This window comes from Marinobacter sp. NP-4(2019), from assembly GCF_003994855.1.
Taxonomy (GTDB): Bacteria; Pseudomonadota; Gammaproteobacteria; order Pseudomonadales; family Oleiphilaceae; genus Marinobacter.
Window position 1 is genome coordinate 2,594,511 of the sequence record NZ_CP034142.1, and the last position, 15,702, is coordinate 2,610,212.

Sequence of the window (15,702 nt, forward strand, 5' to 3'; positions counted from 1 at the left end):
GGGACGACACTTCATGCCTGCGCATCAAGGTGTCCCAATTGTACAAACGACTCGGTGGCTGTCACGTTACGCTCTATACAGATTAGGCGCCAGACAGCTCGCGAATTACGGCAGCTTCATCCTGCCGGGATCATATTGCGCAGGGCCAGGCGAATCAGCTCTTCACTCGCCATGCCTTTCTCCCCTACCTTATTGATGGCCTTTGCCGCCTCCTGTGGCTTGTAACCAAGGGCAATCAGCGCGGCTTCGGCTTCATCCCTGGGATCGTGAGCAGCCATTGGCGACTCATCGATAGCCGCGCCATCGCCTGTCGTCCCGGACGACATAGGCGTGAATTGCCCTTCAAGTTGCCCTATCCGATCCGTCATTTCAATAAGGAGCCGTTCAGCGGTTTTCTTACCGACCCCGGGCAGTTTTACCAGCGCGTTGGCATCCCTTGCTTCCACGCAACGGATAAACTGCTGCGCATCCAGCCCCGAGAGGATACCCACCGCCAACCTCGGCCCCACGCCATTGACCTTGATCAGCAAGCGGAACAGATCGCGATCCAGGCGGGAGGCAAAACCGAACAGGCTCTGGGCGTCTTCACGAACCGCGAAATGGGTATGGAGGGTTACTTCCGTGCCCGCGTCCGGGAGATGGAAAAAGGTGGTGTAGGGAATATCGACTTCATACCCCAGGCCAGAGCACTCGACCAGTGCCTGACCGGGAGACTTTTCTATCAGCGTGCCTCGAATTCGGCCTATCAACGAGAGTCTCCTCAGGCGCCAACGCGCCGGTTATTGTTGTCTTACCCGCCCACTTCGCACCTTGCCACCGGCCGATAGCCGCGTCACGCTCTGGTTCATGTGGGCATGGCACAGGGCAATCGCAAGGGCATCGGCGGCATCCGCCTGAGGGGTTCGGGAAAGGGATAAAAGCACCTGGACCATGTGCTGAACCTGGGACTTGTCAGCGCCGCCCTTGCCCACCACAGCCTGCTTGACCTGACGAGCCGAATATTCATGAACCGGCAGCCCGCTATTGGCAGCACTGACAATGGCTGCACCCCGGGCCTGTCCCAGTTTGAGCGCAGAATCCGGGTTGCGGGCCATAAACACCTGCTCGATGGCGAATTCTTCCGGGCGATATTCCCCGATCAACGTGGCAAGACTGTGAAAGATGGTCTGCAAACGCTCCGCCATGGGTTTCTCACCCACGCGGATACAACCACTGTCGATGTATTCGATGTGGCGCCCCTGCGCCCGGATAATACCGTATCCGGTAATGCGGGACCCCGGATCTACACCCAGAATAATGGCCACATCAAAATCCTTGTCAGGCTAAAGGGAATCCATCACCTCGTCGGGGATATCGGCGTTGGAATAGACATTCTGGACATCGTCCAGATCTTCCAGCATGTCGATCAGCTTGAGGATGGTTTCAGCGCCGTCGCGATCCAGTTCGACGCGAGTGGAAGGCACCATGGTCACTTCCGCATTGTCCGGCTTGAGTCCGGACTCCACAAGCGACTGTTTGACATCCAGAAACTGCTCGGGCGTGGTGACGATTTCGTAGGAACCATCCTCCTGCTCAGCAAGATCGTCCGCACCGGCGACCAGAGCCGCCTCCATCAGCTTGTCCTCTTCCACTTCGGGACTATAGCTGATAATGCCCTGCTTGCTGAACAGGTACGCCACAGAACCGTCAGTCCCGAGGTTGCCGCCCATCTTGTTGAAAGCATGCCGGATTTCAGCCACCGTGCGGTTACGGTTATCAGTCATGGCTTCTATGAAAATGGCGACACCACCGGGGCCATAGCCTTCGTAGGTCAGCTCTTCATAGTTACTGTCGTCACCACCCCCGGCACCGCGTTCCACTGCGCGCTCGATGGTGTCCTTCTTCATGTTGGCGGTGAGCGCCTTGTCGATCACCGCCCGCAAGCGGGGATTGTCGTCCGGGTTGCCGCCACCCTGACGGGCAGCGACGGTCAGCTCACGGATGATTTTGGTGAAGATCTTGCCCCGCTTGGCATCCTGAGCCGCCTTGCGATGCTTGATGTTGGCCCATTTACTATGACCAGCCATACTCTACTCCATCAATCTTCCGGGCTTCCCGGTCCGCAACCGGGGAGCCCAGCCAGGGTGTTGCTTACTCGTTATTACCTTCGGCCTTGTTGCCTTCAGCTGCTTTGGCAACCGGCTTCCGCAAGCGAATATGCAGTTCACGCAACTGCTTCTCGTCCACCTCACCCGGCGCCTGGGTCATCAGACAGGTAGCGCTCTGGGTTTTCGGGAAGGCGATCACATCACGGATGGACGAGGCGCCGGTCATCAGCATCACCAGACGGTCCAGACCAAAGGCCAGGCCACCATGGGGAGGACAGCCAAACTTCAGGGCGTCCAGCAGGAAGCCAAACTTGGCGCGGGCTTCTTCCTCGCCAATGCCCAGGATACGGAACACCGCTTCCTGCATTTCTTCGTTGTGGATACGAATGGAACCACCGCCCAGCTCGGTGCCGTTGAGTACCATGTCGTAGGCCCGTGACAGCGCCGTTGCCGGGTTTGCCGCCAGCTCTTCAGCCGAACAGGAAGGTGCAGTGAACGGGTGGTGAATCGCCGTCAGGCTGCCGTCCGGAGTTTCCTCGAACATGGGAAAATCCACGACCCACAGCGGTGCCCACTCGGAGGTCAGCATATCCAGATCGTGACCTACCTTGATTCGCAGCGCGCCAAGTGCTTCATTCACCACAGTGGCCTTGTCCGCACCAAAGAAAACGATATCACCGTCTTCCGCGCCAACACGCTCAATGATCGCCATGGCCACGTCATCACCAAGGAACTTGATGATCGGTGATTGCAGGCCCTCAACACCCTTGGCCAGCTCGTTGACCTTGATGTAGGCAAGACCCTTGGCGCCGTAAATGCCGACAAACTTGGTGTAATCGTCGATCTGTTTACGGGTCAGCTCACCACCCTTGGGCACACGCAGCGCGGCAACACGGCCTTTCGGATCCTTTGCCGGACCGGCAAAAACCTTGAAGTCCACACCTTCGACCAGATCACCCACGTCCAGCAACTCCAGCGGAATACGCAGGTCCGGCTTATCGCTACCATAGCGCTGCATCGCCTCTGCGTAGGGCATGCGCGGGAATTCCGGCAGCTCGACGCTCAGGACATCCTTGAACAGGGAGCGAATCATGTCCTCGTTGACGGACATCATGGTTTCCTCGTCAACAAAGGACGCTTCTACATCCACCTGGGTAAACTCTGGCTGACGATCGGCGCGCAAGTCTTCATCGCGGAAACACTTGGCAATCTGGTAATAACGGTCAACGCCGGACACCATCAGCAGCTGTTTGAACAACTGAGGAGACTGTGGCAAGGCAAAGAATGAACCTTCATGAGTGCGGCTTGGCACCAGGTAATCCCGGGCACCTTCCGGCGTCGCGCGGGTCAGGATCGGTGTTTCCACGTCCATAAACCCGTTGCCATCGAGGTAGTTACGGATATAACTGGTCACCCGGGAACGGAAGCGCAGTCGGTTCAGCATTTCCGGACGACGAAGGTCGACATAGCGGTACTTGAGGCGGACATCCTCACCAACGTCAACATGTTCATCCAGCGGGAATGGCGGCGTGGCAGCGGCGTTCAGGATACTCAGTTCCTTGCCCAGCAACTCAACCTGACCTGTCGGCATGTTGTTGTTCTCGGTGCCGGCCGGACGGCGGCGAACTCGGCCGGTGACCTTGATAACAAACTCACTGCGTACTTTTTCCGCCAGGGCAAAGCTCTCGGGGGTATCCGGATCGACCACGACCTGGGATATGCCGTCCCGGTCCCGCAGGTCGAGGAAAATCACCCCACCATGGTCACGGCGACGGTGAACCCAACCGCAGAGTGTTACTTCCTGATCAATGTGAGATTCGTTTATACCACCGCAATAATGACTGCGCATACCGGTTCCCGTTGTTTCAAATGTGTGCATAAATGTGTGCGAAATATGGATTCGGCGGACACTACTGGAAAAGCCGCCCATTATAAACACAATGAGCGTGAAAATCAGGCTCCAATCACGGTGGGTGACGCCTCCTGCACAGACCGATAGAATGTAGCGCCCTATTCAGCAATCGGAGCCGTTGCATTGTCGTCCCGAGCCGAACAAAAACTCAAAACACGCCGCGCCCTGATGGATGCTGCCCTCGCTCAGCTCAGCGCCGATCGTGGCTTTGGCAGTCTGAGCCTCAGGGAAGTTGCCCGGGAAGCCGGCATTGCCCCGACATCGTTCTATCGCCATTTTGCTGAACTGGACGAACTGGGCCTGGCACTGGTGGATGAAGGCGGTGTAGCCCTGCGCCAGCTCATGCGCCACGCACGCAAGCGGATCGCAAGGGATGGCAGCGCCATCAGCACCTCCGTCGAAACCTTTATGGAGTATCTCGGCAACAACGCCAACCTGTTTCGGCTGATGTTGCGGGAACGTACGGGGGTCTCCAAACCCTTCCGTACCGCCATCAAGGCGGAAATAGATCATTTCGTTACGGAACTGGCGGATGACCTGCGGCGTTTTGCGGACGAACAGAGCAAACCACTGTCCGATGCGCGACTGGTCGCGGAAGCCATGGTTACCCTGGTGTTCAATCAGGGCGCGGAAGCCCTGGATGCAACACCAAAAGAGAAGGAAAACCTGAAGGTTAAACTGAAAACGGAATTGCGGATGATTCTATTGGGCTCTCAAAGTCTCGCCAGTCACACAAGAAAGCCCTGAACCCGAATTTCAGGTATTTTTTTCAATTTATCGGAATTTACTGGAACCCTAATGACTCAACACTCGTCTGCTAATTGGGATAGAGCCTATCCTATTGTTGAGTCGTTGCCTCTATGAGGTGACTTGAGCCCGCCACTTGGCGGGCTTTTTTATGACGCGTCCCTAGGAGGCGTACTTCATCCGTCCGCCAATTTCATATCCTTCCGGAATCCTGTAAACAGATGACGCCATACGTGCGGCGTCCGCGTGATGGCGCTCCAGATAGTTTTCCACCTCTATGGCACGATGGCGAAAAGCACCATCCAACTCCTGGCTCAGGGAATAATCCAGCCGGATACCCACTCGTACACCGTCACCAATATCATTGACGTATCGTACATTACCGGGCACAAAGCTGATGACAGGCTCATCCCTCGGGTTTCTCACTTCGAGCTTACGTACAAGGGACAAACGCACATTTTCGTCCGGCTTGACCTGATCACCGGACAGGATCAGGGCCACACCGTCGCGATCAAAATCCAGCACAACGCACTCTTCTATGAGTTCCAAAGATTCTTCCGTGTAAACCCTGGCGGACAGTAATCCGAGTGCCAGATATCGATAATTGACGACATCCGTATCGTGGGAGGCCTGCGGCAAACTCACCTGAGCGCTGGAGGTATTTTCCATAGTTCCACTCTCTTTTACTTGGTTTTTTTGGGATCTACGTCACGTTTCCATGGTTACACGCTGGTATAGCATCCCAAGTTCCTGAATGTACCGGTGGATACATACGAAAGAGACCTTTTTGGCCCAAGAAGAAAGAGATAGATGGCAAAGTGGGCCACCCGGAAGAGTTAGTGGCAGCTGTCAGGAGGCGGTTGCCTCCTGACAATCAGGCAAGAGATGAAATGACGGGATTCAGCTGTTCGCGGACTGATGCCAGTTCAGATTCGTCATAAGGTACCGGGGGTTGCGTACCCCATACCGGAGCAGGCCAGGCGGGGTCACCCCGAAAGCGGACAATATGATGCAAATGCAACTGCGGCACCATGTTCCCCAGCGCGGCAACATTCATTTTGTCGCCATCGAACCGGGCCATCATGTCTTTACTCAAGGCAGAAGACTCAACCAGCAGTCGTTGTTGATCCGCTGGTTCAAGCTCATAGATTTCCCGGATACCTGGTCGCACCGGAACCAGGATGACCCAGGGCCAGGTACGGTCATTCATCAACCGAACCTCGCACAATCGAGTCCGGCCCAGGCTGATCGTATCAGCGGCAAGGCGCTCATGGAGCTGAAAATCGCTGGCTGAAGACATATCAATCGAACTGGAACTGGTTACGGCCACGACCGATAGCATAGTAGATGAGCCCATTGCGGCTCAACATCTCCGGCTCGTAAAGGTTACGGCCATCGAACACCACCGGTTCCTTCAGAGTGGTGGCAATGGCGGCAAAATCCGGGGAACGGAACTCCTTCCACTCCGTGCAGATGGCGAGAACATCGGCACCTTTCAGCGCCTGCTCCTTGGTTCCACACAGAGTGAGACCGGATTGGTCGCCATAGAGCCGCTGAGTCTCCTCCATGGCCTCCGGATCGAAAGCCTGCACGCTGGCACCCGCTTTCCAGAGGTCCTCCATCAGTGTGCGAGCCGATGCCTCTCGCATGTCATCGGTATTGGGTTTGAATGCCAACCCCCAAAGGGCCACCACTTTGCCTTTGAGATCGCCATTGAAATAGTGACTGATCTTGTCGAACAGAACATGCTTCTGGGCGTAATTCACCGATTCAACAGCATTAAGCAGGCGAGCTTCGTAGTCACAATCGCGGGCCGTCCGCGCCAGGGCCTGAACATCTTTCGGGAAACAGGAGCCACCGTAACCACAGCCCGGATAGATAAAGTGATAGCCAATACGGGGATCGGAGCCAATACCCCGACGCACTGCCTCAATATCCGCCCCAAGACGTTCGGCCAAGTTGGCAATTTCGTTCATGAAACTGATCTTGGTGGCGAGCATGGAGTTGGCCGCATACTTGGTCAGCTCGGCTGAGCGGATATCCATAAAGATCATACGGTCGTGACTGCGATTGAACGGATAATAGACTTCCCGCAGCATGTCCGCCGCCTTATCGCTGTCGGTGCCAACGACAATACGGTCGGGCTTCATAAAATCATTGATCGCCGCTCCTTCTTTCAGGAACTCCGGGTTGGACACCACATCAAATTCCAACTCCAGGCCACGGCGGTCCAGTTCGGCACGTACAGCGGCCTTGACCTTGTCACCGGTGCCCACGGGGACGGTGGACTTGTCAACGACCACCTTGTAGTCGTCCATGTGCTCACCAATAGACCGGGCAACCGCCGTTACGTATTGAAGGTCTGCCGAGCCATCCTCATCCGGTGGCGTTCCCACCGCAATAAACTGCAGAATACCGTGCCGGACAGCCTTCGCGGCATCGGTGGTGAAAGACAGACGTCCTGCCTCCACTGTGTGTTTGACGATGCTTTCCAGGCCCGGCTCATAGATGGGAATCTGGCCGTTCTCCAGCTTTTCGATCTTGCCGCGATCAACATCCATGCACAGCACTTCGTGCCCTACATCGGCCAGACAGGCGCCTGTCACCAGACCGACGTAACCGGTACCAAAAATGGTAATCTTCATTCAATCAATCCCGATAGTTGCAATGTTTCAGAAAAAACTGTGTCAGGCGTTCTCACCTGCCTGGCGATCCTGCCAGATTTTCTCCCAGGCCAGCGCGGTACCTACGATGATTTCCAGGTCGTCGTAATCCGGTTGCCAGCCCAGTATCTGTTTGATTCGCTCGTTATCCGCCATCAGCGCGGCCGGATCCCCGGCCCGGCGCCCTGTTTCCTTCACAGGGAAGTCCACACCGGATTGCCGCTTGACCACATCAATGACTTCCCGCACGGTGAATCCGCGACCATAACCACAATTCAGTACCCGCGATTCGCCGCCATCTGCCATATAACCCAGGGCCATTACGTGGGCCTTGGCCAGGTCTTCCACATGAATGTAATCGCGGATGCAGGTGCCGTCTCGGGTGTCATAATCTGTTCCGAATATGCTCATACCGTCGCGCTTCCCTGTCACGCACTCGCTGGCGACCTTGATCAGATGTGTGGCTTCGGGAGTCGCCTGCCCAAGCAAGCCGTCCGGGTTGGCACCAGCCACATTGAAATAGCGAAGGATGACATAATTCAGGGAGGAAGCCGCCGCAAGATCCATGATCATACGTTCACTCATCATCTTGGAGGCACCGTAGGGGTTAATCGGTGCCAGCGGCAAGTCCTCGGTCAACACGGTCTGTTCCGGCATGCCATAAACGGCGGCGGTGGAAGAAAACACCATGTAGGGCACACGGTGTTGCTCAACGGCCCGCAGAAGGTTCAGCGTATTGCGGGTATTGTTGCTGTAATACTTGAGAGGATTCTCGACAGATTCAGGCACCACAATGTTAGCGGCGAAATGCAGGACGGCATCAAAGCTGTGCTGTGAGAACACATCCGCGATGGCCGATTCATCCGCCAGGTCACCCACAACCAGTTCACCACAGGTCACCGCCCATCGGTAGCCCGTCGAGAGGTTATCGAACACCACGACATCGTGTCCGGCTTCGCCGAGTTGCCGCACCACGTGACTGCCAATGTAGCCGGCTCCGCCGGTCACCAGTACTTTCATGGTTTGCTCTGCTCCTTCCCTGAATCCTGCTTTCTTTGCTGGCGCTGACGACGGATCTCCGCACGCCGGCGGCTGAAAAACTGACTGATCACTTCACCACATTCCGGGGCAAGCACGCCACCGGTAACGTCCACCCGCCAGTTGAAATGCTCTTCCTCCAGCGTGTTCCGCGCCGATTCGACGGCACCCGCTTTCGGTTCAGCGGCTCCGTATACCAGCCTGCTGATGCGACTGTGAACAATGGCACCAACACACATGGTGCAGGGCTCAAGCGTGACATACAGCGTGGCACCGGATAAACGGTAATTGCCAACCCGGCTTGCGGCGTCCCGCAGCGCCCTGATCTCGGCATGAGCCGTGGGGTCACAGCCACTGATCGGGGCGTTAAAGCCGGCACCGATTTCCCGGCCGTCAAGAACCACGACAGCGCCAACCGGCACCTCTCCCCGGGCAGAGGCCTGTTCGGCCAACGCCAGGGCGCGCGCCATCCAACGCTCGTCAATACCTAAGTGAACGCTCATTCCTGGCGAAATACCCAGTTTCCCATTTGATTTTAAATAATCCGTGAATACCCACTAACTAGTGGAGATGAACAATGGGTTGCATCGCAACTTATTGAGCCAAAAGGAAGTTACTTGGCTCATTAACTGACCAACCGTCGTGATTTCATGGACTCCGGCGTAAAACATGGAGTCTACCTTGCTTTTTTCGTCTTGTCATAACCCCCACGCGAAATCGATTCGATGCTGGCTATTTAACATCGTTTTCAATGGACAGGATCAGTACCTGCTTTAGCGAATGCCGAATATTTTGGCAGAGTCTTGCGGTATGGCTAAGCTGAAAGGTGCAGTCCCAACAATAAAAATGACGCCCACCCGCACCGTCAAAAGCGCCGGGCGTGCCCAATCCCCTATGGGAGAAACCAGATGCAGCCGGCAGATGTGAAAACCCTTGAGGACGCCAAGGCCATCGTCGAAGATCGCCATGCTACCCAGGTTAAGGTAGGTGCCTTTGACATCGATGGCGTCTTGCGCGGCAAGTACATGAGCCGGGGCAAGTTTCTTTCTGCGCTGGAACACGGGTTTGGGTTCTGTGATGTGGTATTCGGCTGGGACAGCAACGACCAGCTCTATGACAATATTGAGTTCACCGGCTGGCACACCGCCTATCCGGATGCCTGGGCCCGCATCGTTCCGGACAGTTGCCGCGAGATCCCCTCCGAAGGCAATACCCTGTTTTTCCTGTGCGAATTCACCGGCCGCACTGAGTCGATCTGCCCCCGAGGCCTGCTGCGCCGGGTACTGAAGCGGGCGGAATCACTAGGTTTCAAGGTCTTTGCTGGCTGCGAATTCGAGTTCTTCATGTTCCAGGAGACACCCCAATCGGTGCGGGAGAAGAATTATCGTGAGCTGAAGACCATCACGCCGGGCTTCTTCGGCTATTCCGTGCTGCGAAACTCGGTGATGGGGGAGTTCTACAACGACTTCATGACCTATTGCCAGGACCTGGACATGGCGATGGAGGGCTTCCACACCGAAACCGGCCCCGGTGTGCTCGAGGCCGCCCTGGATGTGGACGAAGCCCTGCGGGCCGCCGACAAGGCCGCCCTGTTCAAGACCTTTACCAAGGTGTATGCCGAGCGCCGCGGGATGATGGCCACCTTCATGGCGAAATGGTCCCCGGACTATCCCGGCCAGAGCGGCCACATCCATTTGTCGCTGCAGAAACCCGATGGCAGTTCGGCGTTTTACGACGAGGGAGACACGCCCCATCACCTGTCAGAAACCATGCGCCATTTTATCGGTGGACAGCAGGCCTTGATGCCGGAGTTCCTGGCAATGATCGCCTGCACCGTCAACAGTTACACCCGTCTGGTTCCGGGTGCCTGGGCGCCCACGGCTGCCAGTTGGGGGATCGAGAACCGCACCTGCGCCCTGCGCGCCATCCCCGGACCGCCCAAGTCCCAGCGGGTGGAATATCGCATCTCGGCGGCGGACATCAACCCCTACATCGCCCTGGCCGCCAGCCTGGCCTCCGGACTGTGGGGCATCGAAAACCATATCGAACCCGACAGCCCCATCGAGGGCAACGCCTATGAAATGACCTTCGCCCCGGAACGCCAGTTACCCGCCACGTTGACGGAGGCTGCGGCCCGCCTGCGACATTCCAAGGTGGCGCGGGACAACTTCGGCGATGCGTTTGTCGAGCATTACGCAGCGACGCGGGAGTGGGAGGAGCGGGAATTCCGCAAGGCCATCACCGACTGGGAAATGCAACGTTACTTTGAAATTATTTAGGGGAAATCATCTGATGGAGTGAAGAGGCTTATGTCGGATATGGCACGCATCATCAGCCCGGTTGACGGCACCCTCTATGCCGAACGGCCCTATTTAGGCCATCCCGAGGCACGGCAGGCGGTGAAACGGGCCACCGAAGCCCAACGAGCCTGGCAGGATATTGCCCTGGACCAACGCCTGCGTATCCTGAGCAGTGCCGTGGATGCGTTGCTGGAACAACAGGACGAACTATCGGAAGAGCTGGCCTGGCAAATGGGCCGCCCCATTGCCCAGGGACCCGGGGAAGCCAGGGGGTTCGTCGAGCGCGCCCGTTATATGCTGGATATTGCGCCCCGTGCGCTGGCCCCGATCGAGATACCCGGGAAGGCCAGATTCAAGCGCTACATCCAGCGCGACCCGGTTGGCGTGGTGCTGACCATCGCCCCCTGGAATTTCCCCTACATGACAGCGGTCAACTCCGTTTGGCCGGCACTGGCCGCGGGCAACGCCGTGCTGCTGAAACATGCGCAACAGACGTTGCTCTGCGCCGAGCGCCTGGAGCGGGTGTTACGACAGTCAGGCTTGCCCGAGGGGGTCTTCCAGGCGGTGCATCTCAGCCACGACACCACCGCCGCCTTGCTGCGGGAACCCGCCATTCGCTTTGTCAGCTTTACCGGCTCGGTGCGCGGTGGCCGGAATATCCAGCAGGCGGTGGCACAGAGCGGCCAGTTCGCCGGCACCGCCCTGGAGCTGGGTGGCAAGGACCCGGCCTACGTCCGGGCGGATGCGGACCTGGCCGATGCTGCGATTAATCTGGCGGACGGCGCCTTCTTCAACAGCGGCCAGTCCTGTTGCTCGGTGGAGCGCATCTATGTGCATCGGGACGTCTACCAACCCTTTGTCGAAGCCCTGGCGTCTGAAGCGCTGAAGCTGACCCTCGGCAACCCACTGGACCGGGACACCACCTTGGGTCCGATGGTGAAGACGCAAGCAGCCGACTTCGTGCACGCTCAGATCGCCGAAGCGGTCCAAAACGGAGCTACCGCCGTGGTCGACCCCAAACGCTTTGCCCAGAACAAGCCGGGCACTGCCTATATGGCACCGCAGATCCTGACCGGCGTAAACCATGGCATGCGGGTGATGACGGAGGAAAGTTTCGGCCCCGTCGTGGGTGTGATGGCCGTCACCTCGGACGAAGAAGCCATCAGGCTGATGAATGACAGTGAGTTCGGGCTCTCCGCCTCGATCTGGACACGGGACCTGGAGGCCGCCGAACGCCTGGGCCGCCAGGTGCAAACCGGCACCCTGTTTATGAACCGCTGTGACGTGCTTGACCCCGCCCTGGCCTGGACCGGCGTGAAACACAGCGGCCACGGTGTCTCCCTATCGGAACTGGGCTACAACGCCCTGACCCAACCCAAGAGTTTTCATTTGAGACTAGGTGCCTGAACTATGACCCAGGAACAATCCTTAACCGCAAACTGGGGTCTGCCCAATCGCATACTGGTCGGCCCCGGCCGCCTGCAGGAGCTGCCTTCGCTATGCAGCGAACTGGGCTTCAAGGCACCCTTGCTGGTCACCGACCGGGGCCTGGCCAACCTGCCGATGGTGACCGGGACCTTGACGGCCCTGACTGCCGCCGGCCTGAACGCCGCCCTGTTTGCCGACGTCGAGGGCAACCCAACCGGAAGTATGGTCGAGGCTGGCGTGGCCGCTTATCGGGCGGGCGGTCATGACAGCGTGATCGCACTGGGCGGTGGCAGCGGCCTGGATGTGGGCAAGGCCATTGCCTTTATGTCTGGCCAGACCCGCCCAATCTGGGACTTCGAGGACATCCGCGATTACTGGAAACGCGCCGACCCGGAGGGCATCGCGCCCGTCATCGCCATCCCCACCACTGCGGGCACCGGGTCCGAAGTGGGCCGGGCCGCGGTGATTTCAAACGAAACCCAACAGCGCAAGGTCATCGTTTTCCATCCCGGGATGCTGCCGGTGACAGTCATCCTCGACCCCGAGTTGACCACGGGGCTGCCGGCCCCGGTTACCGCCGCGACTGGACTGGATGCATTCATACACTGCTTCGAAGCCTATTGTTCACCGGGTTTTCACCCGATTTGCGATGGCATTGCCCTGGAAGGTATGCGCTTGGTGGCCAGGGCGCTGCCGACGGCCTACCGCGATGGTAGCGACCTGAAGGCACGTACCGAGATGCTGGCCGCGGCGAGCATGGGGGCAATTGCTTTCCAGAAAGGACTGGGCGGCGTGCATGCGATTTCCCACGCCGTCGGGGCGATGTACCATACCCACCACGGCCTGACCAATGCCATTGTCCTGCCCTATGTCATGGTGCATAACCGCGACTGGATTGAAGACCGCATTCCCCCCATCGCCCAGGTTGTCGGCCTGGCGGCGACCACCTTCGAGTCGGTATTACAGTGGGTACTGGCGTTCCGACGGGAACTGGGCATTCCCCATACCCTGGCGGAGCTGGATGTCCCCCTCGACCATGCCGTGGACGTTAGCCGCCTGGCCGCGACAGACCCTTCGGCCAGCGGTAATCCACGGCCCGTTGGCACCAAGGACCTGGAGGGTGTATTTCGGAATGCCGTCCAGGGAGTGCTTCCGTAGCCCGCCTTGAAAGGAAGGAATTGCTGTCTTCATAACCCACTCTCTCGAGACGGTAGTTCACTATGCCTCCTGCCTTCCCATAAGTCTCCGGGACTAAAGAAATTTTCTGAGATCTCAGAACCATCCCGCAGTTGATGCTTGTCAATACGGCGCCTTTAACGCTGAGTCACAATAAAGCTCCAAATATCCTGAATACGAAGGAGCTATATAAATGAATAACGAATTATTTGAAAAAGCGACACGACTGAATGAAACACTTTTCGAGCAGTTCAGTAAGGCGGCAGAAATGCAAATGAACGCTTTTCGCCGATACGCTGATGTCACCATGGAACAGGCCCAAAAGGTATCGGAGGTTCGGGATCTGGAGGGATTGAAAGCACTCACCGGAGACCAGGCTGAAACCCTCAAATCACTCAGTGAACAATTCTCAAATGACTGGAAAGCCTGGCAGGATTACTTCAACGAAACTCGTGAACAGGTTCAAAAGGTTTTTGAAAAAGCACCTGAGCCTGATGAAGCCCCCGCCAAGACGACCCCGAAAACCGCAAAGTAGAGGACGTTTATGTTCGGTCTGGATACGCTGGGGAAAACGGCCAGTCAACTGATCAGCAGCTTTGAGGCTAACGTTCGGCTAACTCAGCAAAACCTTGAAACATGGCTTGGCGATACCGGCGTCATGGATGATGCCAAACTTGCCACGATGACTGAGATTTCCGATGCCTACAGGGCCATGGCAGAAGATCTGCTGCTGCACCCGCTCAGATTTGCAGGCGCCGAGCTGGACCTTGCCCAAAAGCACATGGCTCTTGGCTATTACATCCTTGCACGACTGAGTGGTAAAGCCCGAAACCCCGTGGCTGAGCCGGAGTCGGACGATCGGCGCTTCCAGGCCGAAGATTGGCACAAGTACCTGCCCTTTGATGTGCTCCACCAAGCTTACCTGATTAACTCCCGAGCTTTCCTGGACTGGGTCGGTGGAATGGAAGTCGTCCCCCAAACAGGCCGTGACCAGATGCTGTTCTTTGCCCGACAATTGACCAGCGCACTTTCCCCCGCAAATTTCCCCGCCTCCAACCCGGAAGTTCTCAGAATAACCTGGGAGCGAAAAGGCATGAACCTGGTTGATGGTTGCCGTCAGTTAGTTGAAGACGTTCGCCAGAATCCGGCGCTATTCAATGTTGGCATGACGGATCGCTCAGCATTTGAAGTGGGCCGCAACCTCGCAACGACGCCAGGAAAAGTGATCTACCAGAATGAACTAATGCAACTGATCCAGTACTCCCCCTCCACAGAAACGGTCAGCCAACGCCCTCTCCTGATTGTTCCACCCTGGATCAACAAGTTCTACATACTGGATCTGACAGAGAAGAAATCTTTCATCCAGTGGCTCGTAGATCAGGGACAAACCGTCTTCATAATTTCCTGGCGCAACCCCGGCCCCGAGCACAGGGACAAGGGATGGGAAGATTACATGCAGCTTGGGCCTTTGGCCGCCATGGATGCTGTAACCGAGACAACGGGTGAAGACCGTATGAACGTTATCGGGTATTGCATTGGTGGCACTTTGCTCGGATCCACGCTGGCATGGCTCAAGAAAAAACGCCGCAATCCTGTGGTAAGCGCCACCTACTTGACCACACTTCTGGACTTTTCAGATCCGGGTGGCATTGGCGTGTTTATCAACGATCACTCGGTCCGGGGTATCGAACGAATGCTGGCGCGCAGGGGTTACCTGGATGGACGCGCAATGGCATTTACCTTCAATTTGCTTCGGGAAAACGAATTGTTCTGGTCGTTCTGGACCAATAATTACCTGAAAGGAGAGAGGCCAGCGGCTTTCGACATATTGTACTGGAATACCGATGGCACCAATCTGCCGGCGAAAATGCACAGTTTTTATCTTCGCGAAATGTATCTGAACAACCGCCTGGTTCAGCCGGACTCTCTTACTCTGGCTGGGGAATCCATCAATCTGTCGGAGATCGATGTACCTTCGTTTTTCCTCTCAGCGCGACAGGATCACATTGCCAAATGGAAAGCCACATACAAAGGTGCCCTTGCCCACGGTGGCGATGTGCAGTTTGTTCTGTCCGGCTCAGGCCACATCGCCGGCGTTATCAATCCACCTTACAAGGAGAAGTACGGCTACTGGACCAACAACAACCTTGCAGCGGACGCTGACAAATGGTTCGCTGATTCCGAACAATCTCCGGGGTCCTGGTGGCCGCACTGGCTGAAATGGATCGCCCGGTTCTCCGGCGAGCAGGTGCCAGCACGCATACCGGGCGAAGGAAAATTACCAGTTATCGAGGATGCTCCGGGGAGCTACGTGCGCGTTAAAGCCGCAAAGGCCGCCGGTTAAACCGGCG

Annotated in this window: 15 protein-coding genes; 6 read left to right on the plus strand and 9 right to left on the minus strand. The window is 57.1% G+C overall.

Features of this window, described 5'->3' with window-relative positions:
* Positions 1-116 precede the first annotated feature (116 nt).
* From ruvA to aspS, 4 genes are all read right to left on the minus strand, one after another.
* Positions 117-749 (minus strand): Holliday junction branch migration protein RuvA, encoded by a 633-nt coding sequence (gene ruvA, locus EHN06_RS11760; RefSeq protein WP_127332759.1) that lies wholly within the window; start codon positions 747-749, stop codon positions 117-119.
* Between the two features lie 30 nt (positions 750-779).
* On the minus strand, positions 780-1,304 hold the full coding sequence (ruvC, locus tag EHN06_RS11765) for a crossover junction endodeoxyribonuclease RuvC (protein ID WP_127332760.1): 525 nt from the start codon (positions 1,302-1,304) through the stop codon (positions 780-782).
* Positions 1,305-1,322: 18 nt separating this feature from the next.
* On the minus strand, positions 1,323-2,066 hold the full coding sequence (locus EHN06_RS11770; RefSeq protein ID WP_127332761.1) for a YebC/PmpR family DNA-binding transcriptional regulator: 744 nt from the start codon (positions 2,064-2,066) through the stop codon (positions 1,323-1,325).
* A gap of 64 nt (positions 2,067-2,130) precedes the next feature.
* Positions 2,131-3,936, minus strand: coding sequence for an aspartate--tRNA ligase (aspS, locus tag EHN06_RS11775; RefSeq protein WP_127334430.1), 1,806 nt, complete (start codon positions 3,934-3,936; stop codon positions 2,131-2,133).
* 186 nt (positions 3,937-4,122) lie between these two features.
* On the opposite strand from aspS, the gene fabR reads away from it, so the two are divergent.
* Positions 4,123-4,746, plus strand: coding sequence for an HTH-type transcriptional repressor FabR (gene fabR / locus EHN06_RS11780; RefSeq protein ID WP_127332762.1), 624 nt, complete (start codon positions 4,123-4,125; stop codon positions 4,744-4,746).
* Between the two features lie 162 nt (positions 4,747-4,908).
* Here the strand turns inward: fabR and EHN06_RS11785 are convergent, their stop codons facing one another.
* From EHN06_RS11785 to tadA, 5 genes are all read right to left on the minus strand, one after another.
* Positions 4,909-5,415 (minus strand): hypothetical protein, encoded by a 507-nt coding sequence (locus EHN06_RS11785; RefSeq protein WP_127332763.1) that lies wholly within the window; start codon positions 5,413-5,415, stop codon positions 4,909-4,911.
* A gap of 205 nt (positions 5,416-5,620) precedes the next feature.
* Positions 5,621-6,046, minus strand: a complete 426-nt coding sequence (locus EHN06_RS11790) for an HIT domain-containing protein (RefSeq protein ID WP_127332764.1) — start codon at positions 6,044-6,046, stop codon at positions 5,621-5,623.
* Position 6,047: 1 nt separating this feature from the next.
* The gene (locus tag EHN06_RS11795) at positions 6,048-7,391 is read right to left on the minus strand and encodes a UDP-glucose dehydrogenase family protein (RefSeq protein ID WP_127332765.1); all 1,344 of its coding nucleotides are present in this window, start codon (positions 7,389-7,391) and stop codon (positions 6,048-6,050) included.
* A gap of 42 nt (positions 7,392-7,433) precedes the next feature.
* The gene (gene galE / locus EHN06_RS11800) at positions 7,434-8,429 is read right to left on the minus strand and encodes a UDP-glucose 4-epimerase GalE (protein WP_127332766.1); all 996 of its coding nucleotides are present in this window, start codon (positions 8,427-8,429) and stop codon (positions 7,434-7,436) included.
* Positions 8,426-8,950 carry a tRNA adenosine(34) deaminase TadA gene (tadA, locus tag EHN06_RS11805; RefSeq protein ID WP_127332767.1) on the minus strand — a complete coding sequence of 175 codons (525 nt, stop codon included), beginning with the start codon at positions 8,948-8,950 and terminating at the stop codon, positions 8,426-8,428. The genes galE and tadA overlap by 4 nt, the downstream gene beginning before the upstream one ends.
* 405 nt (positions 8,951-9,355) lie before the next feature.
* On the opposite strand from tadA, the gene EHN06_RS11810 reads away from it, so the two are divergent.
* The 5 genes from EHN06_RS11810 (at position 9,356) to EHN06_RS11830 (ending at position 15,695) form a co-directional block, all read left to right on the plus strand.
* Positions 9,356-10,726: a glutamine synthetase family protein gene (locus EHN06_RS11810; RefSeq protein ID WP_127332768.1), complete on the plus strand. Its 1,371-nt coding sequence runs from the start codon at positions 9,356-9,358 to the stop codon at positions 10,724-10,726.
* 30 nt (positions 10,727-10,756) lie between these two features.
* The gene (locus EHN06_RS11815) at positions 10,757-12,154 is read left to right on the plus strand and encodes an aldehyde dehydrogenase family protein (protein WP_127332769.1); all 1,398 of its coding nucleotides are present in this window, start codon (positions 10,757-10,759) and stop codon (positions 12,152-12,154) included.
* A gap of 3 nt (positions 12,155-12,157) precedes the next feature.
* On the plus strand, positions 12,158-13,333 hold the full coding sequence (locus EHN06_RS11820) for an iron-containing alcohol dehydrogenase (RefSeq protein WP_127332770.1): 1,176 nt from the start codon (positions 12,158-12,160) through the stop codon (positions 13,331-13,333).
* A 211-nt stretch (positions 13,334-13,544) separates the two neighbouring features.
* Positions 13,545-13,886 carry a phasin family protein gene (locus EHN06_RS11825; protein ID WP_127332771.1) on the plus strand — a complete coding sequence of 114 codons (342 nt, stop codon included), beginning with the start codon at positions 13,545-13,547 and terminating at the stop codon, positions 13,884-13,886.
* Positions 13,887-13,895: 9 nt separating this feature from the next.
* Positions 13,896-15,695 carry a PHA/PHB synthase family protein gene (locus EHN06_RS11830; protein ID WP_127332772.1) on the plus strand — a complete coding sequence of 600 codons (1,800 nt, stop codon included), beginning with the start codon at positions 13,896-13,898 and terminating at the stop codon, positions 15,693-15,695.
* Positions 15,696-15,702 lie beyond the last annotated feature (7 nt).

Bases quoted from the DNA above. Each gene is read 5' to 3' on its own strand.
- EHN06_RS11770 (WP_127332761.1), bottom strand. From the start codon at position 2,066: ATGGCTGGTCATAGTAAATGGGCCAACATCAAGCATCGCAAGGCGGCT.
- aspS (WP_127334430.1), bottom strand. From the start codon at position 3,936: ATGCGCAGTCATTATTGCGGTGGTATAAACGAATCTCACATTGATCAG.
- EHN06_RS11785 (WP_127332763.1), bottom strand. From the start codon at position 5,415: ATGGAAAATACCTCCAGCGCTCAGGTGAGTTTGCCGCAGGCCTCCCAC.
- EHN06_RS11790 (WP_127332764.1), bottom strand. From the start codon at position 6,046: ATGTCTTCAGCCAGCGATTTTCAGCTCCATGAGCGCCTTGCCGCTGAT.
- EHN06_RS11795 (WP_127332765.1), bottom strand. From the start codon at position 7,391: ATGAAGATTACCATTTTTGGTACCGGTTACGTCGGTCTGGTGACAGGC.
- galE (WP_127332766.1), bottom strand. From the start codon at position 8,429: ATGAAAGTACTGGTGACCGGCGGAGCCGGCTACATTGGCAGTCACGTG.
- tadA (WP_127332767.1), bottom strand. From the start codon at position 8,950: ATGAGCGTTCACTTAGGTATTGACGAGCGTTGGATGGCGCGCGCCCTG.
- EHN06_RS11810 (WP_127332768.1), top strand. From the start codon at position 9,356: ATGCAGCCGGCAGATGTGAAAACCCTTGAGGACGCCAAGGCCATCGTC.
- EHN06_RS11815 (WP_127332769.1), top strand. From the start codon at position 10,757: ATGTCGGATATGGCACGCATCATCAGCCCGGTTGACGGCACCCTCTAT.
- EHN06_RS11820 (WP_127332770.1), top strand. From the start codon at position 12,158: ATGACCCAGGAACAATCCTTAACCGCAAACTGGGGTCTGCCCAATCGC.
- EHN06_RS11825 (WP_127332771.1), top strand. From the start codon at position 13,545: ATGAATAACGAATTATTTGAAAAAGCGACACGACTGAATGAAACACTT.
- EHN06_RS11830 (WP_127332772.1), top strand. From the start codon at position 13,896: ATGTTCGGTCTGGATACGCTGGGGAAAACGGCCAGTCAACTGATCAGC.